Origin of the sequence: Lactiplantibacillus herbarum (assembly GCF_001039045.1) — a bacterium.
GTDB classification, from domain to species: domain Bacteria; phylum Bacillota; class Bacilli; order Lactobacillales; family Lactobacillaceae; genus Lactiplantibacillus; species Lactiplantibacillus herbarum.
Window position 1 is genome coordinate 21474 of the sequence record NZ_LFEE01000021.1, and the last position, 23756, is coordinate 45229.

Below are 23756 nucleotides of genomic sequence, written 5' to 3' on the forward strand. Positions count from 1 at the left end.
CTCCGCTGATACTTGATTCAATGACCACTCCGTTAGCAAGCAATCAACTAACCATCTTCGCAAACTAATATTAACGATGTTTATCATGAAAATTAACCAGTCTAGCCGGAGGTGGTCAGGACTAGCGACGCTGTGAAGGTGGCTTTAGTCCGGTGTTTTTCCGGGCTTAGGCCACGGACGTTCTTGGTCATTGGCGATGTTTGCCAAGGATCAAGACGAGGGTTAAGACCGCTTCTCAGGCTTAACACGGTCCCCACAGCTGAGCTAATTCTGACCACCGGAGGCGAAAGTAATGACTAATTTTGTTTTTCCAATCAAAATCATACCAGCGGTTCCAGTGAATCGTTAACTTTCAACCTTTAATATTATCTAACTAAGTTCTTTACGTAGCACCCTTCTGATAATGCTTCGGCGTCACGCCACCACCTGCTAACGAGAATTTGACGGTTTGGGCAACATTCTTCGCGATGCCCAAATCCTGAATCTCTTCGACGGAAGCCGCTGCAATCTTGGTCATGGAACCAAACTTCCGCAATAACTTATTACGTGTTTTGGGTCCAACCCCTGGAATCTGATCCAGTCGCGAACTCAATGAATGCTTAGTATGCACTTGTCGGTGGAAGGTAATTGCAAATCGGTGCACTTCGTCTTGAATCCGTTGTAACAGGTAAAATCCCTGGCTCTTGGGGTCCAAATGTAGATGTTGATCACCAGCAGATGCCAGCAGATCAGCCGTTTTATGGTGCTCATTCTTGACCATCGCTGCAACCGGGGTCGCTATCCCTAACTCATTCTCAAGAACATCCTTAGCTGCTTCCAACTGAATTTCGCCACCATCCATTAGAATCAGATCCGGCAAGGCAGCGTGTTCCTTCAGCAAACGAGTGTAACGGCGACGAATCACTTCACGGGTTGATGCCGCTTCATCCGCGTGATCGACTGTATTTAACTTGTACTTCCGATATAACTTCTTATTAGGCTGCCCATCTGAAAAGACAACCATTGCGGATACCAAATCCGCCCCTTGAATATGTGAGTGGTCAAAGGCTTCGATCTTGTGACCAGCTGGAATACCCAACGCATCCGTAATCTCCTGCATGGCGCCCGTTGTCTTACGTTCATCAAGCTCTAAAAGTCGGAACTTCTCCTCTAACACGATGCGAGCATTCTTATGCGCCATATCTAATAGATCACGTTTCTGACCCCGTTGTGGTGTTCTGACAGGAATCCCTAGAATATCACTCAGCACTTTATGGTCCAAGCTGTCAGGCACTAATACTTCCCGTGGTAAGACGTTATTCTTGCGATTATAGAACTGCAGAATAAAGCTAGCCATCTCTTCTGGTGCTGTCGATACGATTGGAAATAACCGCTTTTCTCGTTTCATTAACCGCGCTTGGCGAATGAAGAAGACTTGAATCGACAACCAGCCCTTATCCATATAAAAGTTAAACAAGTCGCGCGGCGTATTATCATTAGAAATAATCTTTTGCTTTTCAACCGTTACTTCAATATAGGTCAACTGATCGCGCAATTCGGCTGCCCGTTCAAATTCCAACGTGGCGGCTGCATTGTCCATCCGTTTCGTCAATTGTTTCTTAACCGTTTCAACATGACCGCTCAAAAAGGACTTAATCCGTTTAATCTGAGCGTCATATTCTTCCACGGGAACCGTCTTGAAACACGCACCCAAACACTGCCCCATGTGATAATACAGACAGGGCCGTTTTTGGAAGCCATGACACCGACGCAATGGATAAACTTTCTGAATAAAGTTGACTGTTTCCTGTGCCGCATAGACGTTCGGATACGGACCAAAGTAATAGCCACCATCTTTACGGACGTCACTCACAATTAAAATCTGGGGGTCACGTTCATTGGTAATCTTAATGTAGGGATAACCAGTTCCCTTCTTTAACTTGATATTAAAATAGGGTTGGTGCTTTTGAATTAACGTGATTTCTAACAGGAAAGCTTCCTTATCCGTTGAAGTCACGATGAATTCAAAATCCGCGATCTCTGAGACTAACCGCGCCGTCTTACCCGTATGACTACTTTTAAAATAAGAGCGAACCCGATTCTTGAGGTTTTTCGCCTTACCAACGTAGATAATCTGACTATTGAGGTTCTTCATCAGGTAACAACCTGGTAAATCTGGCAGTAACGCTAGTTTATGTTCAATATTTTCGGATGCCATAGCGGGCCTTCCTTTCGTTTAAATCAGCATTAATAGTATACCGCCTGTGTGCACGCTGCTCAACCAATCAGCCCGCAAATCCGCATTTAACCCTCAAAAAAGCTCGTCAACCATAAACCACGTGATGTGGCTCAGTAATTGACGAGCTTTAATAACTTAATTCAGTTTTACATTAAGATTTTTGATAAGAAATCTTGGGCCCGTTCCGTTTCAGGATTAGCAAAGAACTTATCTGGCGTACTGTTTTCTTGAATGTAGCCGTCAGCCATAAACCAGATACGGTCAGCCACTGACTTAGCAAAGCCCATTTCATGGGTGACGACAACCATCGTCATCCCTTCTTTGGCTAGCTCTTGCATAACATTCAGTACTTCGCCGACCATTTCTGGATCCAAAGCAGAAGTTGGTTCATCGAACAACATCACCTTAGGACTCATCGCAAGGGCTCTGGCAATGGCCACCCGTTGCGCCTGCCCACCAGATAAACTGGTTGGGAAAGCATCCGCGTGATCATCTAGGCCAACTCGCTGTAACAGTTCATGAGCCGTCTTAGTCGCCGTTGCGTCATCGATATGTTTAACCTTCATTGGGGCCAACTTGATGTTTTCCAAAACAGTCATGTTAGGGAATAAGTTGAATCCTTGAAACACCATCCCCATTTTTTCCCGCAAGGCGTTCACACTCTTAGTATCAAGAGTCGTCAGGTCTTGCCCTTCAAAAGCAACCTTACCACTAGTAGGTGTTTCCAATAAGTTTAAGCACCGTAAGAAGGTACTCTTACCACCACCGGAAGGACCAACCACCACGATTACTTGGCCAGGTTCCACTTTTTCCGTAATATCTTTTAAGACTTGGTTATCGCCGAAACTCTTAGCTACGGCTTCAACTTCAATTACTGGTTTAGTCATGTTGCATTTTCCTTTCGAAGTAGTTCAAGATCCGTGACGCTGTGAAGGTCAAGATGAAGTATAAGACCATGATGACCACGATTGGCGCCACCCCACGGTACGTATCTGAACGGACAATGTTACTTTGATAGATTAATTCGGTAACCCCGATAATCGAAACGATCGAACTATCCTTGATCAAGGTAATAAATTCATTACCAAGTGATGGCCAAATATTCTTCAATGCTTGCGGTAAGACCACGTAACGCATCGTTTCCCTATTCGACATCCCTAAACTACGAGCTGCTTCGGTTTGACCGATATTAACAGAGTTGATACCACCACGAACATATTCCGCAACGTACGCCCCAGAGTTCAAAGAAATCGCAATGATCCCTGATGTTAAGGCTGGTAAGTTGACAAAAATGCCTAAACCAAAGTAAACGAACATAACTTGAACCATCATTGGTGTCCCACGAATAAATTCAACGTAAGCTGTTGCCAGCCAACGTAAGGCCGTCTTGAAGGCGTTACCCTTAGCCATCCGTGCTAAGGCTAGGAGAATCCCGATAATGAATCCGAAGAAGACAGAACATACCGTGATGATCAGTGTATATTCAATCCCAGTGGCAAATGCCTTCCAGTAATGTCCCATCGACGTGTTAGTCGTGTTGGTCTTCAAATACTTACCAGCAGTTGGTAGATATTCTTTCTTGACTAGGTTTTCTTTTTTGATCTTATCAACAGTGACGTTGACTTTGTTGACTAGACTAGTTGAGCCTTTCCGGAAAGCAATTGCTGAACTAGTTGCGTCAGAACTCATGTTAAAGTCACTTGGAATTGCAACTAAACTTTTATTATTAGAAACATAAGCTTCTGCAGATGGTTTTTCCATCGCAACCCCGTCAATTTTGTGGCTTTGAAGGGCTAAGATTAAATCTGATTGTGACGTCATCCCTTTAGAAGTCGTGTTTTTCGTTTGACTCTTAATCGCATTATACTGGGTTGACCCCGTTTGTGCGCCTAACGTACCGCCCTTAAAAGAATCTTTGTTCTTATACTTGGCTTGGTCCGTCTTGTTGATGACAATATCGTATCCACCTTGATAATAAACGTGGGTAAAGTCAACATTCTTCCGACGAGCCGCGGTTGGATTCATCCCAGAAATAATCATGTCAACTTTTCCAGTCTGAAGTGCAGTAATCAATGTATCAAAAGACATTTTCTTGATTACCAGTTTAACGCCAAGATCCTTGGCGACCTGCTTACCAATCTCAACGTCCATCCCAACAACCTTGCTCTTACCATTGACCGTTGCTTGAAACTCGTATGGCGGATAATCAGGGGATGTCCCCATGACTAGGGTCCCCTTCTTCTGAATCTGCTCTAGCGAGTTATCAGCTGCTTGTGCATGTTGTGTTTGCCCTAACGGTACGACCGTCATGATCAGGGCTACAATAATAGCTAAAAACCACCCATATCTTTTTTTCATCGCGCTTCTCCTCGTTTTGTAATTTACAAGAGTAAAGTATAGTCGCATATGATTATTTATGCAAGTATTTTTGATAAATTCTTGATTTTATGCACAAATAAGTATTTTATGCAGTGTTTTTAGCCTTGTTTATGCATACAAAGCGGATAACTGACAAATGAGCAAAAATTTGCTATTATTAGCGATAAGCGAAGGGAATGATTTGATGTCATTAAAAGTACAACGTCAAGATAACCTTGATAAACTATTCGACAAGTTCGCCATCGGTCCGGATGATAAAGACAAGTTAACGACGAAAGCAGTTCAAGAGACCATCGATGAACATGCCAAGCGTCAGGAAACTAAGCCAACAAAAAAAGATACTGACAAACAATAGTCAGTACTCCACAATTAAAGGAGCCGTTCTTCAAATTTCAATGAAGAGCGGCTCCTTTTTCGTAATCGCTATCTAAGCTAACTCAGACGATCAGCTTAACAAATTTTAGTCCCAATTGTTTTCATTGCTTCACGACGTTCCGCTTCCGTTTCAGGGCTAACGTTACGCCAATCAACAACGGATAAGGCACCATCAAGGATTCCACTATCGTCCTTCAAAGCTAAACCACTGTGCCACCGTGCAATATTAAGGCCATTGCCAAGATAGACTTCATCAGCTGGTGCTGCGTGCATGTCATAACCAGCATTATTTTCTAACTCAATGGTGAAATTAGGATCAGCTGCTTTTAAAATAACTAACTGAAATTTATTACCAATAGCACAACTCCCACCTAGACTTGAATATTTATTAGAACCATCATCAGTCGTCAGGATAACTTGACTTCCTGCGGGGATTTTATCTGCTAAATAAGCTTGTGCATCATCTTTAATATTAATTTTCATATTTAAGCATCCTTTCCATTAATCTAATTAAGTTGTGTGCAACTCTTTTACACTTACTAATTTAACCCTTTTCGACTTAAATTGCAATCAAACCGCCCATAAACAAAAAAAGTACCCGTCATTAAGAACGACGAGTACTAACAAGTAATTATTTAACTGGTTTACCACTAGGGTATTTGTGGTTCAACTTCGTAATATTTTGCTTGGCAACTTCTTCAAAGGGAATATCAGCCCATTCGGCAACCTGTGATAAGTACCACAGAACGTCACCCATCTGCTTAGTCAACTGATCCTTATTTAATCGTTCACCATGAAACGTGTACTTTTTAACTTGGTCAACAACCTGACCCGTTTCAGAAGCTAATCCTAACGATAAGTTGGTTAGAACCTGTTCATTGCCATATAGTGTCCGGTTCGCTAACGCTTGATATTCATTAAAATCCACAACTAATGGCCCCCTACAGAATGCGCTTCGATCCACTGCCAAACAGCTTCTTTGCCATCCTTAGTCTTAGACGAGAAGGCAATAAAATCATCTTTAGGCTGGAAATTCAGCGTTTTTTTGATCAAACTCTCTTGCTTATTCCACTTACCACGCGCAATTTTATCACTCTTGGTAGCGACCACTAGTAATGGCATCTGGTAGTAACCCATCCACTCATACATCGCCACGTCATCTTTGGTAGGTGCATGACGCGCATCAACCAAAATAATCACCCCACGAAGCGTATTACGGCTTGTAAGGTAAGTCTCGATCATTTGGCCCCACTTCTCACGTTCCTTCTTAGAAGCCTTCGCGTAGCCATAACCAGGTACGTCCACAAAATACAACTGATCTTCAACCTTGTAGAAATTCAAGGTCTGGGTTTTCCCCGGCTGACTTGAAGTTCGCGCGTAACTATTACGATTAATCAACACGTTGATCAACGATGATTTACCAACGTTAGAACGGCCAGATAACGCAATTTCTGGGAACCCGGTTGTTGGATACTGACTAGGTGCAACGGCACTCATTACAAGTTCAACGTCATGTACTTCCATTAAAATTAACTCCTTTATACAATCATTGTTATTAATTCTATCACACTTTTTACGTCGCTCAGCAAGCGCTAAACAGCATTCAGGACCGCAAATGGCTATCCATCGCGGTCCTGAAATAATTAATAACTTTTTTATGAAGCTTGTTGGTCTGCTAATACCAAATCTGGTTCAGCATGATTAACAACCGTCGCGTTCGTGATAATAACTTTCTTCACGTCATCACGGCTTGGAATATCATACATGATATCCCGCATCGTATCTTCAATAATTGAGCGCAAGCCCCGGGCACCCGTATTCCGTGCTAAGGCTTCCTCAGCAATTGCTCGTAAAGCGTCGTCCTTAAAATCAAGTTCGGCACCATCTAAGGCAATTAAACGTTGATATTGTTTAACTAAAGCATTCTTTGGTTCCGTTAAAATCCGAACTAAATCTTCTTCAGTTAAACGTTCGAGCGCCGTCAAGATTGGTAAACGACCAATGAATTCAGGAATTAATCCGAATTGTAATAGATCTTCAGGAACGACTTGTTGCATGATACTTCTAGTGTCATCTAAGACCGCGTTCTTGCCGTCCGTGTCAGAACCAAAACCAATCGTCTTGTCCCCTAAACGACGTTTAACAATGTCTTCGATGCCATCAAAAGCACCACCCACGATGAAGAGAATATTCGTCGTGTCGATTTGAATGAATTCTTGTTGGGGATGCTTACGACCACCCTGAGGCGGAACGTTGGCAATAGTGCCTTCCAAGATCTTCAATAGGGCTTGTTGTACCCCTTCACCAGAAACATCTCGTGTAATCGAAACATTTTCGCTCTTCTTGGCAATCTTATCGATTTCATCAATATAGATGATCCCTTTTTCAGCACGCTCAACATCATAATCCGCATTTTGTAATAGCTTCAATAAGATATTTTCAACGTCTTCCCCAACATAACCAGCTTCAGTTAAAGTTGTGGCGTCTGCAATTGCAAACGGAACGTCTAAGATACGTGCTAAACTCTGAGCTAAGAAGGTCTTCCCTGAACCGGTAGGACCAACTAGGCTGATATTACTCTTCTGTAACTCAGGACCTTCAGTATCCTCAGCATCGGTTTCAGCAATCGCCTTAACCCGTTTGTAGTGGTTATAGACTGCAACTGAAAGTGTCCGCTTAGCTTCATTTTGACCAATAACGTATTGATCTAATTCGTCAACAATTTCCTTGGGCGTTGGAATATCCGTAAGTTCATGTGTTTGTTCTTCACTGAACTCTTCATCGATAATTTCTTTACATAAATCGATACATTCATTACAGATATAAACGCCGGGGCCAGCCACAATTTTTTTCACTTGATCCTGTGATTTGCCACAGAACGAGCAATTTACTGGGCCGTTTGTCTCGGTATTTTCAAACATTCATTCTCACCTCATCGATGTATTTACATGGACTAATCATAACAGAAAAACCTAGCTAAAACCAGCTTAGGCACTGTTTTCTACGCTCACTACTATAACATGGTCCTTCTGAAACCCGAAATTATTTGTTCACTGATCTTACCATTCAGCTTCAGCAAGCAACCTATTAAACCAGCTAATCCGACTACTAGTCATGACAACACCTTATATCCAGACGATGACTATCACCTGATTAACACATGGCTCTGAATAGCAACATACAAAAAAGCCCTGAGAAAAAATCACTTTTTCTCAAGGCTTTTCAATGTCTAAAAACTAATAATTAGTCTTTGTCATCTTTTTTTTCGTCAGCTTTAGCGGTTTGCTTTGCCGTGTTGGCAATCAAATCAACAGCTTGGCGAATTGCAATGTCATGTGACAACATATCATCAGTTAAAGCACCGCGAACAGCACTTTCTTCCATGTTGTATTGACCAGCTAAATCCTTAACTTCAGCATCAAGTTCATCCTTAGATGGTTTGATGTTTTCAGCTTCAACAACGGCTTCTAAGACCAAGTTAGTCTTAACGCGACGATCTGCATCAGCAGCAAACTGCTTGTGTAAATCATCTTCGCTAGTACCAGTTAACTTGTAATAAGTCTTAGGGTCGATACCTTGTTGTTGCATGTTAGCCAAGTATTGATCCATTTGACGATGAATATCGTCTTCCTTCATTGCATCAGGAATTGCTTCGATTTCAGCATTGTCGACAGCTTGGTTTAAAGCTTCGTCTTCAATGGTGTCATGTGCTGCAGATTCTTTTTGTTCTTTAAGTTCGTCTTTGATCTTAGCCTTTAATTCTTCAAGTGTGTCAACATCTTCGTCAACATCCTTGGCAAATTCATCGTCTAATTCAGGGAGTTCCTTAGTCTTAACTTCGTGAACCTTAACTTGGAAAGTTGCTTCCTTGTCTTGTAGGTCTTCAGCTTGGTAATCTTTAGGGAAAGTTACCTTAACTTCTTTATCTTCATCAGCTTTAACACCAACTAATTGGTCTTCAAAGCCAGGGATAAAGGAGTTTGAGCCTAATTCAAGTGAGAAGTTTTCTGATTCGCCACCTTCAAAAGGTTCGCCATCAACAAAGCCCTTGAAGTCGATAACGACAGTATCGCCATTTTCAGCTGCTTGGTCTTCCTTCAAAACTAATTCAGCTTGTTTTTCACGCCGTGATTCTAATTCAGCGTCAACGTCCTTAGCGTAAACACGTGTGTTTTGACGTGTTACACTAAGTTCTTTGTATTGACCAAGCTTAACATCAGGTTTAACCGTAACAACGGCTTTTAAAACCCATGGTTGGCCCTTTTCCATGCTGCTAACATCGATTTGTGGTTGGTCCACTGGATCGATTTCAGTTTCTTTGATTGCTTCTTCGTATGCTTCTGGAAGCACAATATTTAAAGCATCTTGGTAAAGTGATTCTTCACCGTACATTTGGTTGAAGATTTGACGTGGAACCTTACCCTTACGGAATCCAGGAACGTTTAAGTTCTTTTTAGTCCGTTGGAAGGCCTTGTCGATACCTTCAGTAATTTTTTCGGCACCAATTTCGAATGTTAATTCGCCTTGGTTACCTTCTTTCTTTTCCCACTTTGCAGTCATTGTATTCCCTCCGAAAACATATAATTTCTACAATTATAGTCAATTGCATACTCGTTTAGTTTAACCTATCGTTGCCATAAAGTAAACCGCATTGGTTAAAAAGGCGCGTCCGCTCGCGGATTTATTGTTAATTTACCTAAAAAAAACGACTTGGAAGCAAGCTTCCAAGTCGTTTAATGAATCAATGAAAATCACTTAAAGATTAGTCATCAATTTCTGAAACAACACCGGCACCGACAGTGTGACCACCTTCACGAACAGTGAATTTGGTACCCTTTTCGATGGCAGCTGGTTGAATTAAGTCAACTTCAAAAGTGACATTGTCACCAGGCATAACCATTTCAACACCATCTGGCAATTCAATAACACCAGTAATATCAGTGGTGTGGAAGTAGAATTGTGGACGATAGTTTGAGAAGAATGGCGTGTGACGGCCACCTTCTTCTTTGCTCAAGATATAAACTTCACTCTTGAACTTCTTGTGGGTTTGAATCGAACCTGGTTGAGCCAAAACTTGGCCACGGACAACTTGTTCACGGTTAACACCACGTAATAACGCACCAACGTTATCACCGGCTTCACCTAAGTCAAGTGTCTTACGGAACATTTCAAGACCAGTAACTGTAGTCTTAAGAACGTCGTCGTGTAAACCAACGATTTCGATTTCGTCACCGACTTTAACCATCCCACGATCGATACGACCAGAAGCAACCGTCCCACGACCAGTGATTGAGAAGACGTCTTCAACAGGCATCAAGAAAGGCTTGTCAGTTTCACGTACTGGAGTTGGGATGTATTCATCAACAACGTCCATTAAGTGTAAGATAACTTTTTCTTGTTCTTCGTCGCCTTCAAGTGCTTTAAGCGCTGAACCACGGATAACAGGAATATCGTCACCAGGAAAATCGTATTCTGAAAGTAATTCACGAACTTCCATTTCAACCAAGTCAACTAATTCGTCATCATCAACAAGATCAGTCTTGTTCAAGAATACAACGATGTAGTCAACACCAACTTGGCGAGCTAAAAGGATGTGTTCGCGAGTTTGTGGCATAGGACCATCAGTTGCGGCAACAACTAAGATCGCACCGTCCATTTGAGCGGCACCAGTGATCATGTTTTTAACGTAATCAGCATGTCCTGGGGCATCGATATGAGCGTAGTGACGTTGTTCAGTTTCGTATTCAACGTGAGCAGTATTGATTGTAATACCACGTTCACGTTCTTCTGGAGCTGCATCGATTGAAGAAAAGTCTTGTTCTTCAGCCAAGCCTTTTGAAGCTAAAACCTTAGTGATTGCAGCAGTTAAAGTAGTCTTCCCATGATCAACGTGGCCAATAGTACCAATGTTTACGTGGGGTTTTGTTCTTTCATAATGTTCTTTTGCCATTAATGAAACCTCCTGTGATTTTCGCAAGAATAATGCCAAGACAAAATGTGCCCCAACAATTCTTTAGTTAGTATTATACTACATCCTAGTGAAAAGGCCAAGTTACAACCCCATCACTGGGAATCCTTAAAATATTATATATACCCTCATCTGATTTGTAAACAGATATTATTCAAAAAATCGATTTTTTGTAAGTAATAGCTTATTATTCGCCCTTATTTCTGAAAATCAAGCGTAAATTGCTGTAATTTTTGTTGCAGTGCGATAATTTTAGCGTCAGTTTGGCTAGGATTTTCCGATAAGGTTCCCGTTTGCATCGCAATTAGAATATCAACCCATCGTTGTGGATCAGAAACAACCGTCTCAGTTTGCGGATATAAATACATTAATTGCAAAGCTAATAGCTCTTGTAAGCTTGCAAACAAGGTCACGTCTTGTTGACCTAATCTATCCTGTAGAATGTCTTGAACGGCTAAACTAGCCGAATCTTGACCAATCATCGGTAAGTCTGCGGGCGTCACCGTTAAAGGCAGCTCATCTATCCACTGCACCTTAACCGTATCCGTAACACCGATTTCACGAAGCGTATAAAGAACTTCCACTCGTGTCAAAGGATGTAGAAATGGATCCACCAATAAAAACTTAGCTGCAGTTAAATACTTTGAATAGGTTAAATGGGTTGCTGCTTGTAACAGACTAGCATGATTGACCACCGGTTGGTCCGATAGATGATAGAACTGCCGCATCGTTGTGGTCAATGTGGACTGCAGCGTCCGTTCAGCCTTTTCCTCGGCTGCTTGGATCGCTACTAATGCCATTTTCTGCCAACTGCCTGGGCGCGCATGGACTAGAATTCGTGCTTGAATAAACTGTTGATTGTTCAGTAATGCGGTCAAATAAAGCGTTGCTGCTTCGTCAGTCTGTAAATAATACGTTTCAAATTCACTCGCATAAGTACTAGCCGCCGCATACTTTTCATCAGCGACTAAGGATTGAACTAACTGGTAGTTAATCTCCGGTGTCTGCTGTGCCTGATAGACCGTCTCCCACAAACTAGCCGCCTGTGACCAATGCTGCTCCTGCATCGCCTTTTCGGCCGCAACTTGCATCTCTGATAATGTCACTTTAACACCTCCACGAGTCAATAAAAAAGCCGGAAATAGCTTCCGACTTTCGTTACTTTATGCTTGTGTTTCATTCGTAGTTGGTTCAGCAGGCGTCGTCGGTGTTTTCTTGCTCCGACGATGATGCTGATTAACTTCCATAATCACTGGTAAAATGACCGGATGACGCTTGGTTTGATCCCACAAGTAATGGTTCAACTTTTCACGAACCGCTTGCTTGAGGTGACCCCAATCGAATTCCTTATTATCAAGGTTCGATTGAACTGTTTCTTTCACTAGTTCAGCACTTTCCTGCATTAAATCCTTGCTGGTTTTAACGTAGACAAAGCCCCGTGACGTGATCTTAGGTGTCGCAATAATCTTCTTCTTCTTACGATCAATCGTGACTACCGCCACAAAAATACCGTCTTCTGATAAGATTTTCCGATCACGCAAGACAATATTACCAATATCGCCAACACCGATACCGTCAATCATCGTATCACCGACCTCAACTGAGCCCGATAAATGCATGGTATCGCCATCGTAAGAGATTTGATCACCCTTAGCTGCGATGAAGATGTGGTCCTCAGGAATCCCAACCTCACGTGCAAAGCTCGCGTGAGCATCCAACAATCGGTATTCACCTTGAATTGGTATGAAGTATTGTGGTTTTAAGATATCAATCATTAATTGCAAATCGCGCTTAGTTGCGTGACCAGATGAATTCATCTCATCCGCAATCGCCTTAACATCCGCATCCGCACGATAAATCATATCACGCGTTTTAGCAACGACCGTTTCCATTGAATGAGATGGCGTCGTGGTAATAAAGACCAAGTCGCCCTTTTCAATATTAACCTTGCCATCTTGCTTGTTGGCCATTCGTTGTAATGCCTTGATAGGTTCGCCCATCCGACCTGTTTGTAAGATCACCACTTGGTGTGGGTCTAACTTATCGATTGTATCGAGTGGCACAACGACGTTTTCTGGCATGTGTAACTTACCAAGATCAATCGCCGTCTTGATAATCTGTTCAACATCACCAGGCATCAATGCAACCTTGCGTTCCGACTTAGCAGCAGCGTCCAACACTTGTTGAATACGCAAGATATTAGAAGCGACCGAAGCCACAATAATGCGACTTGGATGATACTTAAAGGTTTCTAAGACGTACGCTGCAATCTCACGTTCACTGACAGGCTGATCATAGTTTTCAGCATTAGCCGAATCACTAAGTAGTGCTAACACACCCTTTGAACCAATCTCAGCTAACCGGGCAAAATCAGTTTGGTAATCCCCCGTTGCCGTTGGATCAAATTTAAAGTCACCAGTATAGACAATTTCGCCAGCATCTGTTTGTAATACGATTCCCATTGAATCAGGAATTGAATGTGTGGTCTGGAAAAATGAAACCGTAACACTACCAAAATCAATTTCAGTCTTTTCGTTAACCACGTGGAAATCACTAAAGTTTTTAACGCGTGGGTCTTTCTGCAATTGAATCTTAGCTAATTCGACCGTTAAAGCCGATCCAAATACGGGTACGCTAAATTCATTTAAGAAATAAGGTAACGCACCAATAGCATCCGCATGTCCATGGGTCAAGAATACCCCAACAATCCGATCAGCATTTTCTTTCAAATAACTGAAGTCAGGAATGACAATGTCGATACCTAGTAATTCGTTTTCTGGGTATTTTAACCCACAATCTAAAATGTAAATGTCACCATCAACTTCAGCGGCATACATATTTTTACCGTTTTCGCGAACCCCACCAAAGGGGGTAATCTTAATTTTACTACTCAATTATTTCACCTTGATCCATCTAAATATTTAATGTCTTATAAAGTCGACTAGTTTGTTCACTGCTTAATGGTAAAATTGGCAACCGTGGTTCACCGACCGGTTGGCCCAAATGGTTTAACGCTGCCTTAACAGGCGATGGCGATGGTGCACTGAACAGTGCATCCATCTTCGGCGTTAGATCACGTTGATACTTAGCTGCCTTGGCAATTTCACCTTGGTCGATTGCGCTAAACATTGCGGTCATTTCATCGCCATAGACGTGACTTGCAACGGAGATAACGCCAGCACCACCAATTTCCTTAGCAGCTAAACTCTGCGCATCTTCACCGGTATAAACAAGAAAATCAGCTGGTGCTTGTTCAACAATGGCACCGAATTCTTCCATGGTTGCACACTGCTTAACCCCAATAATGTTAGGATGCTGTGCTAAGGTCAATACGGTGTCCACAGCCATTTTCACAATGACCCGTCCAGGAATATTATACATAATTACGGGTAATCCACCCTGATCAGCAACCGCCGTAAAGTGCGCAATCATTCCAGCTTGATCCGGCTTATTGTAATAAGGAACCACTACTAAAGCAGCATCGATTCCTTTAATCTGACTAACCTTCTGCGTAAATGCAATTGTTGCTGCAGTACTGTTAGAACCCGTGCCGGCAACAATTGGCACCCGACCGTCCACAATTGCAACGGTCTGTTTCAACAACGTTAGCTTTTCAGCTTCCGTTAAAGTTGGTGCTTCACCGGTTGTGCCGCCGACTAAAATTCCTTGCGTTCCATGAGCTAATAAGTGTTCGATCAAACTTGATAGCCGTGCTTCATCTAACTGTTGGTGATCATCAAAAGGGGTCACCATTGCAGTCATTAAATCAACGTTTGCAAAGTTCATGTGCTAAAAACTCCTCTATTAAAATTTACAAGTACCAATGTACCTGTGCCGATTAAGTAACTCGTTTTAGTTTACCACATTTTAACCTAAATCAGTAGTTAGACCATTTATTACCCTAGCCTCATTGTTGATGCCATCTAAAATAGTACCCCCACAGCCCAATTGCAAGTATCTCTAACACAGCCGTCACTGCGAAAACGGCCTGATAATTCCATAAACTGGCCACGACTACCGCTAACCCGGGACCAACCACATTACCGAGCGCCTGCGCTGACTGGTTAAGACTAAAGATTCGACCAAAAGCGGCTCGGGGGACCCGTTCAACCGTAATGACTTGAATCGCCGGTAGCAACGCTGCATCAGCAATACCCAGTACTAACCGTAGTCCGATTAACTGGCCGACTTGATGGATTAAACTCGTCAATAGTAGATCAATAACGGCTATCCCTAAGAACAGCATGAGACACCGTTGTGCCCCTAGTCGATCAATCAACCGTCCGATCCAGTTGGCCATACAGATCGTCGCCACTCCCGGGGTTGCTGCCACGATCCCCGTTGTTAGAATAATCTGACTAGCCGATGCTTGTGGCATTAATTGAGTGACAAATAAACTTAACAGTGGTGTTATCGCATTGGTCGTTGCCTGAATGACTAACAGCGACGTCAACAAGGCCACGATAAACGGATGACCTAATCGCTGTAATACTGGTTTCAGTGGTGGTAGCGCTTCTCGACTGATGGGCTTTACGGTCTCTTGAACCCCCCACCATGTTATTCCAAATACTAGAGCCATCAAACCGCTAGTCACGATAAAGGCCCCTCGATAACCAACCGTACTAGCTAAAGCACTCCCGATCAAAGGCCCGATTAACGTTCCACTGATGCTCCCCGTCACTAATTTGCTCAGTAATTGTCCCCGGTTGTCCGCAGGTGCCGTTAACGAAATCAAAGCATTAGCATTATTGATATAACCCGAGAAGGCCCCTTGAAGTGCTCGCAAGATTAATAATATCGTTACGTTAGGTGCCAACCCCACGCCTAGAATCGTCAGCGTCATCGCTCCCGATGCACGCAAACACATCAGTTTACGACCCTTTTGATCAGCCAGCCGTCCCCACAAAGGCGCCACCAGTGCCTTACAAGCATACGTAATGGCAAAGGCCGCTGCACCTAAAAAATTCAATTGCGTTGCGGTATATGAACCCAATGTCTGAATATATAGCACAATAAATGGTAACGTCATGGCATTACCAAGGTCAGTGATTAAACTTCCAAACCACAAAATCCGAAAATTTCGCGTCAGTGATGCAGTTGCTTGCATGCGATTCCCTCTTATCTGTCTTGATAGTAACAGTATAGCGAACGCACGTTTGAGATTGATGAAGTTTATGTATTATTTGGGTAAAGAAAAAAGAACCGTCCGAAGACGATTCCCTTAATATCGATATTAACGACGAAGACCAAGACTTTGGATTAAGTCACGGTAACGGTTAGCGTCTTCTTTACGAAGGTATGCTAATAAGTTACGACGATGACCAATTTTCTTCATCAACCCACGTTGTGAATGAAAATCCTTCTTGTGAACACGTAAATGTTCGTTTAATTCGTTAATGTCCTCCGTTAAAACTGCAACTTGGACTTCAACTGAACCAGTATCGCCATCATGACGGGCAAACTTATTAATAAGTTCCGTCTTCTTTTCGCGTGAAATTGCCATGTGTATCAACCACCTTTCCATTAATTGCCCTAAACTGAGTAAATCGTTGGTGGTGCACGAAAAACTAAGTAAAGGGTTGCTGAACACTTGATATAGTCTAGCAAACTAGCCTTGAAAAAGCAAGCTTAAATACATATCAAGATAAATTACTTTACACATAACTATTGCATTCAAGCCGGGGCTTATGTATAATAGCATTTGTTGAAAAAAATGATGGAGGTGAAACTAATGCCAATTATCAAATCTGCTATCGAACGCGTGAAAACAAACAATAAAGCCAACGCCCGTAACACCACTCAAATGAGTGCAATGCGGACTGCTGTTAAAAAATTCGAAACTGCTAATACTGCCGGCGCCGACAACGTCGAAGAATTATACTTAGCAGCTACTAGCGCAGTTGACAAAGCCGCTTCTAAGGGCCTTATCAAACGCAACAAAGCTGCCCGTGACAAGTCACGGATGGCTGCCCGTTACGCTAAGTAACCGATTTAACTCCTGAGCCTTGCGACGGAGTTTTTTTGTTCCCTAAAATAAGTCCGAAGTTGTGAGGATTTCCTCCGCAACTTCGGACTTATTTTTTTATTCTTTAATATTCATCACCGACTAGCAGTCAGCACACGCCGTTCATTGACAAATTGCACCATAAACAACTCAAACAGCAATTCGGGATCACGTTGCGTAGTTTTCATTTGAACTTCCGTTTGCAGCAATCCTAAGTAAGCTGCCCGTAACGCAGGTTGTTCAAAATGCTGCACCATCTGCATCGCTAATTTGATTCGGTACGGGTGAATCTTCAGCGTGCTGGCAAGACTCCCCTGACTATAACCAGCCTGCACCAAAATTTTAACTTGTAATAACAATCGAAACTGGCCGAGTAAAATCGCATTGATCTTCAATGGGGCTTCCTGAGCCGTCACCAAATCGTGATACAGTTCCACTGCCGACTTAGTTTGGTAGCGTAAAACATCATTGACCAGGTCAAAGACATTTTGCGTCAGTGACTTGGTCACCAGTGCCTGCACAGCTGACAACTCAATTCGCTGCGTCTGGGCCGCATAGATCATTAACTTAGGCAACTGATCCATCATCAACCCTAACTGCCCATCCGTCCGATTCAACAACTCCTGTAATGCATCCGCATCGATTCGAATCTGTTTTTCATCCAGCGCTGCCTGCACATAGCTCTGCGTTTCCTTCTCAGACACTTGATTGATTTCAATCATCGTTGCCTGCTTCTTCAACGTCTTTACTAATTTTTTGCGGGCATCCAACTTTTCATACGGCGCCATTAATACTAGTACCGTACTAGGTTCGGGATGTTCAAAATAGTGCTGTAATGAATCGAGATCCTGATCAACTTTAACTTTCTTATTCTCACCAGTTAAAAAATATGGATGATTGATAAAGACTAGTCGGCGATCACCAAAAAACGGTGCCGACATCGCATCATCCAATGCCACGGCAACCGGGGTAGTTTCCATGTCATAACGCCCAATATTCATCGTTTGCTCTTCACTCGGGATAACTTGTGTTAACGCTTTTTTTAGTTGGTCTGACAAATAATCGACCGTCCCTAAAACAACGTAGATCGACACCAGTTTACCCGCGCGAATTTCCTTTAACGCCTGCTGTACGTTGATAGATATTACCCTCTTTCAAAAAAGTTTGCCAAACACTCGGCCGGCTTCCGCCAAATCGATAAGTGACCATCCCTTGCAAGGCTGTTGAATAAGTCGTAATTTTTTGACTTGCTAACGTATCCAAAGTCTCTTGATTGGGATGTCCGTACCGATTATGGCGCCCTACGGATAAAATACCGTAGCGAACGCCTAACTGCCGTAATGCTTGTGGATCAGATGCCGTTTTGCTGCCATGATGGCCTAATTTCAATACGTCAACCCGCAGCTGAGGATACCGTTCAGCAATCGCTCGTTCCCCAGCCCGATCCAAATCACCCGTGAACATGAAACGCCGTCCACCAAATACGCCAGTCAACACTAATGAATCCTCATTTTCGGCACGACCAGGTTGAAACGGATGAACGGCCGTTAAGCCATCCGCAAATCTTCGACCAGCCAAAACTTCGATTACTGGCGGTTTAACCTTAACCGTCGTTAACAATCGTTGAAACTTGGGCAAGTGCGCCATACCTGCTGGTACGACAATGCGTTTAACTGATATTAAACGCAATAGCTCACCCAAGTCTCCGATATGATCAACATCTTTATGTGATAAATACACCGTGTCGATTCGTGTGATACCCAAGCGGTGTAAATAATTGACTGTTATGGTAGCGACCCGTGGTTTGACTTTAAGACCGTCTTCCTGCCATTTAGGCCGTGGAATCTGTAAACGCCCACCCGTATCAATCAAACTCACCGTCCGATTAAACGGCTGACGAATCAGGATCGAATCGCCCTGCCCAATGTCAATAAATTGAACGGCGCCACGTACCGGATAGCGAATACTGATCACCATGCAGCCATACGACAGTAATAACCATCGTAGCCAGCGTCTTGTCGGCGTTCTTAATACCCATAAGCTAAGTAATCCGACTAACCACGCCCACTCTGGCGATGGTTGACCGATCGTTAATAATCCCGGCCAGGTACTCACCCAATCCAGCCAACTTTGAAAACACGTCAAAATCCAGTTACACCATTGTGCTAACGCAGGTACAACAAACCCAACACTAGCACCAATCATGGTTACCGGCAAGAGCACCCAACTGAACAGTGGTGCCATCACTAGATTAACGGCTAATGACAAAATGTGCCACTGGGCCGTTGCCACCAAAAGCACTGGTAGACTGAGCAATTGCACCCGCACGGCCAATTGCCACGTGGACATACGGGGCATTAAAATCAATAACAGCGATAACCCGTAACTCAACTGACCACCTGATTGACTCAAAACTAACGGATTATGAATAATTCCAATTAGTAATGCCATACTCCAACCACTCAGAGCACCACTAGCTTGCCGTGTCAGCCGTTGCCAAATAATCGGTAAGCCCGCCGTAATCACGGCACGTTGCAGACTGTCAGCACCGCCACCAAGTACTAAGTATAACGGCAATAAGCCTAACAACCAGTAATCAACCGTTTGCCGGCTAAGATGGCCTCGAACTAGCACCCACCTCAATAAATTAGCAAATAAAATCACGTGCATGCCAGACAAGCTAAATAAGTGTAACAGACCTAACTGCTGAACACTGCTCATCGTTGCCTGAAAATTAGTTGGTCGCAAACCAATCAGTAAACTGGTCGCATATAACTGTAACATTGGCGGTAACTTTTGACAGGCCAGTGCAAACTGACTGCGCCACTGATGTAATTGATCCAACCAACCGGCTAATCCCGTACGTGGTGCAGCACCAACAGTGGCCACTGATTCAACTGTCAACTGTTGAAAGATTCCCTGACTACGATAATAGGCTGGTGCATCGAATTGACCGGGGTTAGTCGGTGGCGGCACTGGACTCAACGTTCCTCGAACTCGCCACTGCGTCCGTTTAGTCACTTGAGCTAAACGATGCTTTGTAGCCGCCGACGGTAAAGTTCCTCGAACTAATAACCGACCATACGCACTCGTCGCAATCAACTGATATTGCCCACCACGTACCGTGATCATATCCGGCTGCACCCTTAACATTAACGATTCATCATGCGGCAGCGTCTGAGTAACTCGTTGAAACTGCCAATTTTGCCAGCCTAACCAACCAGCCATGCTGACCGTTAAGAGCGTGGTTACAATCAAACAAGTCCGATCACGTAGATATACGATCCGGATGAACCACAACAATAACAATCCCGCTGCAATCCACTGCTGGTTAACTAACCAGCTACTTAGTAAGCCGCACGCAATTGCGGCAAAGAACAGTGGTCGCAATTAATCGCGAGCTAACAACACCTGATCAAGATTCAACTTATCCAAATCACCCTGACTAAATTTCACTTGTTGTAACGTTACGTGTTTGCGTTCAATTAACGCCATCGCATATTCGTCATTATGATAATTCCGCAAGTAATGGATCTTTTGAATTCCCGCTTGCAACAACATCTTCGTGCATTGTAAACAAGGAAAATCCGTGACATAAATTTCAGAACCATCCGTCGCTGCACCGAATTTTGCACACTGCAGAATCGCATTCATTTCAGCATGAATCGTCCGCACACAGTGGCCATCTACCAGATAACAGCCCTCATCAATACAGTGAACATCCCCAGACACTGAACCATTATAACCGCCCGCAATAATTCGCTTATCACGCACGATCGTGGCCCCTACTGAGAGTCGTTCACAAGTGCTTCGAGCCGATAATAGTACGGCCTGCATCATAAAATATTGATCCCATGGAATTCGTTGATCCTTCATCATTTTATGCCTCGCTTTCAATGACAGTAGTATACCAAATTGCGCGCCTAGACACTAGACGACTAGTCGGTCTTTATACTTTGCAACCGTTTTATCGCCAAATCCCGGTACTTTTTTTAACTCATCAACCGACTTAAAATCACCATGTTGCTGTCGATAAGCCACAATTTTCTCAGCTTTTTTTTGACCAACACCACTGAGATGCTGCAAGGTTGCCACATCCGCCTGATTAAGATTAATCGGTTCGTTAGATGTTGCTGAAGAAGCGCCACTTGTAGAGCTGCTCGCAACACCGGTTGGCGCCGTACTAGCAGCCGGGACACTTTGAGCTGGTGTCGAAACGTGTGACTCCCCCTTAGCTGGTACGTAGATCACCTGCTGATCCGCTACTTTGGCCGCCAAGTTGACCTGTTGTTCATCTGCCTGTACTTGCATGCCCTGTGCCATATTGATCACATCCGCCACGCGCATGCTCGCTGAAACTCGATATAACCCCGGACGTTTCACCGCTCCTTTAACATCGACATAGACTGGCCCCGAACTACTTCGACTGCGCCCACTAGCTGCAGTCTGGTGCGATTGTTTCTGACTCGTGCTGGACAAAGCTATGGCTGGTGCTGGTGTTTGCGGTGCCGACACGTGACTGATTATCCAGCCACCACCTAGAATAATGATCACACCCCCAGCTAACGCTACTAACCGCCACTGTTTTCGTATCAATTGCCATACCACTGTCATTGTCATCCACCCTTTCTCGTTACTAGTCAGTTACGAGAAAAAAGGAGTTAAATACGAAAAAAGTTTGAACAACTTGTCCAAACTTTCAGTGTCATCTTCAATTAATGCGTTTGTAAGTAGTGTACGGCCTGTTTAAACGACGTCACCGGTACAACCTTCATATTCGGTGCGTATTTTTTAACCGTCGCTTTAGCTAGTTGATAATTAGTCTGATGGTGCTCTTCAAGCGCTAAGATCGCCTTGGTTGGCTTAATGTACGGCGCAAAGAAAATTGTGGCTCCCGCATTTTTAGCAGCAATAATTTTCTTATCGATACCACCGATTTCACCAACTTGACCATCCCCATCAATCGTCCCCGTCCCAGCAATCTTACGACCGCGACGGAGATTCTGATTAGTTAACTGCTGATAAATCTGCAAACTAAACATCAAACCCGCTGACGGACCACCAATTTCACCAGCATCAACTTTAGCTGGGATCTTCGTTGTCACCTTAACGTGATCCGTCAAAGCGATACCGATACCAGCTCGCTTCGTACTCAACTTGATCAACGGCGCCGTCGCATGACGAGTCTTGCCATCATGTTGAAACGTCAGCGTCACTCGATGTCCCACGCCCTGTTTAGCGATGTAACGCTGATAAGCCGTTGCATTATTAAAATGCTGACCATCGACTTTGGTGATTGTATCGCCAACCTTAATCTGCTTTTTAAACTTTGAGTTGGTTTGTACCGCTAGAACGTAAATTCCTTGATAAGTCTTGGTATACGTCTGATCTGCCGACGCATACGCCGTGGCAATCGCCTCATTAGAAGCACTCTGCATGTAGAACTTCTGTACCTTATCATAAGTCGCCGCATCCTGACCATCAGTGGCATCCGTTGCACTGACCACATCGTAATGTGGATTCAGTTGCGCGTATAACCACGTAATCGGCCGCGCCGGTGCTTCCGCTACCGACGTCAACATGAATTTACCAGACCGCTTATCTGGGTGCCCCTTAACCGTCACGAATGATTTTAAATTATTCGCACTACCAGGGCCCTCAATGTAATACGGTAGTGGCACCAAAAATAAAGCCAGCACCACTAATACCGCTACCAAGAGGCCCCAATAGTGTTTTAAAAATTGTCGTATCATTGACATCTGTTAATCACCTAGCCGTTGCTGTAACTGTTCAGCCACCGCGGTTGGCACGTACTTAGAGACGTCCGCACCCATCTTGGCAACTTCCTTGATCAAACTCGACGAAAAGTAAGCGTATGGTGGCCGCGCAATCAGACAGATCGTTTCAATCTCATCATTAAGCGATTTATTCATCCACGCAATATCGCGTTCATAACCGAAGTCCTGTTCATTACGGAGTCCGCGAACTAGCACGGTGGCATGGACACTAGCCATAAAGTCGACGGTCAACCCAGTTGCGGCCTGAACGTCAACGTTAGGCAAATCAGCTACTTCTTTACTGATCATCGCAACTTTTTCAGCCATCGTAAACAACGGTTGCTTACTCGTATTGACCATTACCGCCACGATCAAGTGATCGACAAATCGGCTAGCACGCTGAATCATATCTAAATGGCCCCGAGTAATCGGATCAAAGCTGCCAGGAAATACCGCTGTCACCATCCGCTACACCTCCACGGCTGTTTTTTGATAAATGGTAATCACCGTGATGCCATAATCTTGACGCCGAATCAACTTAAATCCTGGTAAGTCGTCAGGTAAATCAGCATTCATATCCGTTTCACAGATCACTCGACAACCCGGGTTGAGCAGCTGCAACTCATCACAGCGCTGAATATCCTTGACGATCTGCTGCTTAGCGTACGGTGGGTCTAAAAAGAGTAGATCAAACCGTTCCTGCTGCGTTACTAGTCGTTCCAGGACCCGTTGAGCGTCACCTTTGATAACATCAAAGCGTTCTGCAGCCTTGGTAACCGTGATGTTATCTTGGATCGTCTTGATTGCTTGATACTGCCGATCAATCAAGACAGCCCGATCAATACCGCGTGAGACTGCCTCGATACTGAGACCGCCACTTCCGGCAAATAAATCTAACGACTGACCGCCATCAAAGTAAGGACCAATAATATTGAAAACTGCTTCCTTGACTTTATCCGTCGTAGGCCGCGTCTGCATACCGGGAACTGCCTTTAACCGGCGTCCGCCAAAATCTCCTGCTACAATTCGCATCTC

General features: G+C 43.8%; 23 protein-coding genes. 2 read left to right on the plus strand and 21 right to left on the minus strand.

The window, feature by feature from the left end; all coding sequences use genetic code 11:
• Positions 1-382: 382 nt before the first annotated feature.
• The 3 genes from uvrC to ACG95_RS07605 all read right to left on the minus strand — a co-directional run bounded on the left by uvrC (position 383) and on the right by ACG95_RS07605 (position 4576).
• Positions 383-2197 (minus strand): excinuclease ABC subunit UvrC, encoded by a 1815-nt coding sequence (gene uvrC / locus ACG95_RS07595; RefSeq protein ID WP_047999962.1) that lies wholly within the window; start codon positions 2195-2197, stop codon positions 383-385.
• A gap of 167 nt (positions 2198-2364) precedes the next feature.
• Positions 2365-3105, minus strand: a complete 741-nt coding sequence (locus ACG95_RS07600; protein WP_047999963.1) for an amino acid ABC transporter ATP-binding protein — start codon at positions 3103-3105, stop codon at positions 2365-2367.
• Positions 3098-4576, minus strand: coding sequence for an ABC transporter substrate-binding protein/permease (locus tag ACG95_RS07605; RefSeq protein WP_047999964.1), 1479 nt, complete (start codon positions 4574-4576; stop codon positions 3098-3100). The genes ACG95_RS07600 and ACG95_RS07605 overlap by 8 nt, the downstream gene beginning before the upstream one ends.
• Before the next feature lie 205 nt (positions 4577-4781).
• Here ACG95_RS07605 and ACG95_RS14390 point away from each other — a divergent pair, with 205 nt between their 5' ends.
• Positions 4782-4952, plus strand: a complete 171-nt coding sequence (locus ACG95_RS14390) for an SPJ_0845 family protein (protein ID WP_152668310.1) — start codon at positions 4782-4784, stop codon at positions 4950-4952.
• A 95-nt stretch (positions 4953-5047) separates the two neighbouring features.
• On the opposite strand, the gene ACG95_RS07610 is transcribed toward ACG95_RS14390, so the two are convergent.
• From ACG95_RS07610 to rpsO, 11 genes are all read right to left on the minus strand, one after another.
• Positions 5048-5455, minus strand: a complete 408-nt coding sequence (locus ACG95_RS07610; protein ID WP_047999965.1) for an iron-sulfur cluster biosynthesis family protein — start codon at positions 5453-5455, stop codon at positions 5048-5050.
• Between the two features lie 148 nt (positions 5456-5603).
• Positions 5604-5900: a nucleoside triphosphate pyrophosphohydrolase family protein gene (locus tag ACG95_RS07615; protein ID WP_047999966.1), complete on the minus strand. Its 297-nt coding sequence runs from the start codon at positions 5898-5900 to the stop codon at positions 5604-5606.
• Between the two features lie 2 nt (positions 5901-5902).
• Entirely contained in the window at positions 5903-6496 is a 594-nt protein-coding gene (gene yihA / locus ACG95_RS07620; RefSeq protein ID WP_047999967.1) for a ribosome biogenesis GTP-binding protein YihA/YsxC, read from the minus strand.
• Positions 6497-6627: 131 nt separating this feature from the next.
• Entirely contained in the window at positions 6628-7893 is a 1266-nt protein-coding gene (clpX, locus tag ACG95_RS07625) for an ATP-dependent Clp protease ATP-binding subunit ClpX (RefSeq protein ID WP_047999968.1), read from the minus strand.
• A gap of 322 nt (positions 7894-8215) precedes the next feature.
• The gene (gene tig / locus ACG95_RS07630) at positions 8216-9532 is read right to left on the minus strand and encodes a trigger factor (protein WP_047999969.1); all 1317 of its coding nucleotides are present in this window, start codon (positions 9530-9532) and stop codon (positions 8216-8218) included.
• Between the two features lie 202 nt (positions 9533-9734).
• On the minus strand, positions 9735-10922 hold the full coding sequence (gene tuf / locus ACG95_RS07635) for an elongation factor Tu (protein ID WP_047999970.1): 1188 nt from the start codon (positions 10920-10922) through the stop codon (positions 9735-9737).
• 215 nt (positions 10923-11137) lie between these two features.
• Complete coding sequence (locus ACG95_RS07640) at positions 11138-12046, minus strand: hypothetical protein (protein ID WP_047999971.1); 909 nt, start codon at positions 12044-12046, stop codon at positions 11138-11140.
• Positions 12047-12103: 57 nt separating this feature from the next.
• Positions 12104-13834 (minus strand): ribonuclease J, encoded by a 1731-nt coding sequence (locus tag ACG95_RS07645; RefSeq protein WP_047999972.1) that lies wholly within the window; start codon positions 13832-13834, stop codon positions 12104-12106.
• A 19-nt stretch (positions 13835-13853) separates the two neighbouring features.
• Positions 13854-14726 carry a 4-hydroxy-tetrahydrodipicolinate synthase gene (gene dapA, locus ACG95_RS07650; protein ID WP_047999973.1) on the minus strand — a complete coding sequence of 291 codons (873 nt, stop codon included), beginning with the start codon at positions 14724-14726 and terminating at the stop codon, positions 13854-13856.
• A gap of 121 nt (positions 14727-14847) precedes the next feature.
• The gene (locus ACG95_RS07655) at positions 14848-16047 is read right to left on the minus strand and encodes an MFS transporter (RefSeq protein ID WP_047999974.1); all 1200 of its coding nucleotides are present in this window, start codon (positions 16045-16047) and stop codon (positions 14848-14850) included.
• Between the two features lie 126 nt (positions 16048-16173).
• The gene (gene rpsO / locus ACG95_RS07660; protein ID WP_047999975.1) at positions 16174-16443 is read right to left on the minus strand and encodes a 30S ribosomal protein S15; all 270 of its coding nucleotides are present in this window, start codon (positions 16441-16443) and stop codon (positions 16174-16176) included.
• A gap of 228 nt (positions 16444-16671) precedes the next feature.
• Between rpsO and rpsT the strand changes: the two genes are divergently transcribed.
• On the plus strand, positions 16672-16926 hold the full coding sequence (gene rpsT / locus ACG95_RS07665) for a 30S ribosomal protein S20 (RefSeq protein WP_047999976.1): 255 nt from the start codon (positions 16672-16674) through the stop codon (positions 16924-16926).
• A 113-nt stretch (positions 16927-17039) separates the two neighbouring features.
• Here rpsT and holA read toward each other — a convergent pair whose 3' ends face one another.
• The 7 genes from holA to rsmD all read right to left on the minus strand — a co-directional run bounded on the left by holA (position 17040) and on the right by rsmD (position 23753).
• Positions 17040-18083 (minus strand): DNA polymerase III subunit delta, encoded by a 1044-nt coding sequence (gene holA / locus ACG95_RS07670; RefSeq protein ID WP_047999977.1) that lies wholly within the window; start codon positions 18081-18083, stop codon positions 17040-17042.
• Positions 18043-20334, minus strand: a complete 2292-nt coding sequence (locus ACG95_RS07675) for a DNA internalization-related competence protein ComEC/Rec2 (RefSeq protein ID WP_047999978.1) — start codon at positions 20332-20334, stop codon at positions 18043-18045. Before ACG95_RS07675 ends, holA begins: the two co-directional genes overlap by 41 nt.
• Positions 20335-20820 (minus strand): ComE operon protein 2, encoded by a 486-nt coding sequence (locus ACG95_RS07680; RefSeq protein WP_152668314.1) that lies wholly within the window; start codon positions 20818-20820, stop codon positions 20335-20337.
• Positions 20821-20874: 54 nt separating this feature from the next.
• Entirely contained in the window at positions 20875-21558 is a 684-nt protein-coding gene (locus ACG95_RS07685) for a helix-hairpin-helix domain-containing protein (protein WP_047999980.1), read from the minus strand.
• A 101-nt stretch (positions 21559-21659) separates the two neighbouring features.
• Positions 21660-22703, minus strand: a complete 1044-nt coding sequence (locus ACG95_RS07690; RefSeq protein WP_082137333.1) for a SepM family pheromone-processing serine protease — start codon at positions 22701-22703, stop codon at positions 21660-21662.
• 3 nt (positions 22704-22706) lie between these two features.
• Positions 22707-23186, minus strand: coding sequence for a pantetheine-phosphate adenylyltransferase (coaD, locus tag ACG95_RS07695; protein WP_047999981.1), 480 nt, complete (start codon positions 23184-23186; stop codon positions 22707-22709).
• A 3-nt stretch (positions 23187-23189) separates the two neighbouring features.
• On the minus strand, positions 23190-23753 hold the full coding sequence (gene rsmD / locus ACG95_RS07700; protein WP_047999982.1) for a 16S rRNA (guanine(966)-N(2))-methyltransferase RsmD: 564 nt from the start codon (positions 23751-23753) through the stop codon (positions 23190-23192).
• Positions 23754-23756: the final 3 nt, after the last annotated feature.

What these genes read in the sequence shown, in the direction of transcription:
- uvrC (WP_047999962.1), bottom strand. Translation starts at nt 2,197, where the DNA reads ATGGCATCCGAAAATATTGAACATAAACTAGCGTTACTGCCAGATTTA.
- ACG95_RS07600 (WP_047999963.1), bottom strand. Translation starts at nt 3,105, where the DNA reads ATGACTAAACCAGTAATTGAAGTTGAAGCCGTAGCTAAGAGTTTCGGC.
- ACG95_RS07605 (WP_047999964.1), bottom strand. Translation starts at nt 4,576, where the DNA reads ATGAAAAAAAGATATGGGTGGTTTTTAGCTATTATTGTAGCCCTGATC.
- ACG95_RS14390 (WP_152668310.1), top strand. Translation starts at nt 4,782, where the DNA reads ATGTCATTAAAAGTACAACGTCAAGATAACCTTGATAAACTATTCGAC.
- ACG95_RS07610 (WP_047999965.1), bottom strand. Translation starts at nt 5,455, where the DNA reads ATGAAAATTAATATTAAAGATGATGCACAAGCTTATTTAGCAGATAAA.
- yihA (WP_047999967.1), bottom strand. Translation starts at nt 6,496, where the DNA reads ATGGAAGTACATGACGTTGAACTTGTAATGAGTGCCGTTGCACCTAGT.
- clpX (WP_047999968.1), bottom strand. Translation starts at nt 7,893, where the DNA reads ATGTTTGAAAATACCGAGACAAACGGCCCAGTAAATTGCTCGTTCTGT.
- tig (WP_047999969.1), bottom strand. Translation starts at nt 9,532, where the DNA reads ATGACTGCAAAGTGGGAAAAGAAAGAAGGTAACCAAGGCGAATTAACA.
- tuf (WP_047999970.1), bottom strand. Translation starts at nt 10,922, where the DNA reads ATGGCAAAAGAACATTATGAAAGAACAAAACCCCACGTAAACATTGGT.
- dapA (WP_047999973.1), bottom strand. Translation starts at nt 14,726, where the DNA reads ATGAACTTTGCAAACGTTGATTTAATGACTGCAATGGTGACCCCTTTT.
- ACG95_RS07655 (WP_047999974.1), bottom strand. Translation starts at nt 16,047, where the DNA reads ATGCAAGCAACTGCATCACTGACGCGAAATTTTCGGATTTTGTGGTTT.
- rpsO (WP_047999975.1), bottom strand. Translation starts at nt 16,443, where the DNA reads ATGGCAATTTCACGCGAAAAGAAGACGGAACTTATTAATAAGTTTGCC.
- rpsT (WP_047999976.1), top strand. Translation starts at nt 16,672, where the DNA reads ATGCCAATTATCAAATCTGCTATCGAACGCGTGAAAACAAACAATAAA.
- ACG95_RS07680 (WP_152668314.1), bottom strand. Translation starts at nt 20,820, where the DNA reads ATGAAGGATCAACGAATTCCATGGGATCAATATTTTATGATGCAGGCC.
- ACG95_RS07685 (WP_047999980.1), bottom strand. Translation starts at nt 21,558, where the DNA reads ATGACAGTGGTATGGCAATTGATACGAAAACAGTGGCGGTTAGTAGCG.
- ACG95_RS07690 (WP_082137333.1), bottom strand. Translation starts at nt 22,703, where the DNA reads ATGTCAATGATACGACAATTTTTAAAACACTATTGGGGCCTCTTGGTA.
- coaD (WP_047999981.1), bottom strand. Translation starts at nt 23,186, where the DNA reads ATGGTGACAGCGGTATTTCCTGGCAGCTTTGATCCGATTACTCGGGGC.
- rsmD (WP_047999982.1), bottom strand. Translation starts at nt 23,753, where the DNA reads ATGCGAATTGTAGCAGGAGATTTTGGCGGACGCCGGTTAAAGGCAGTT.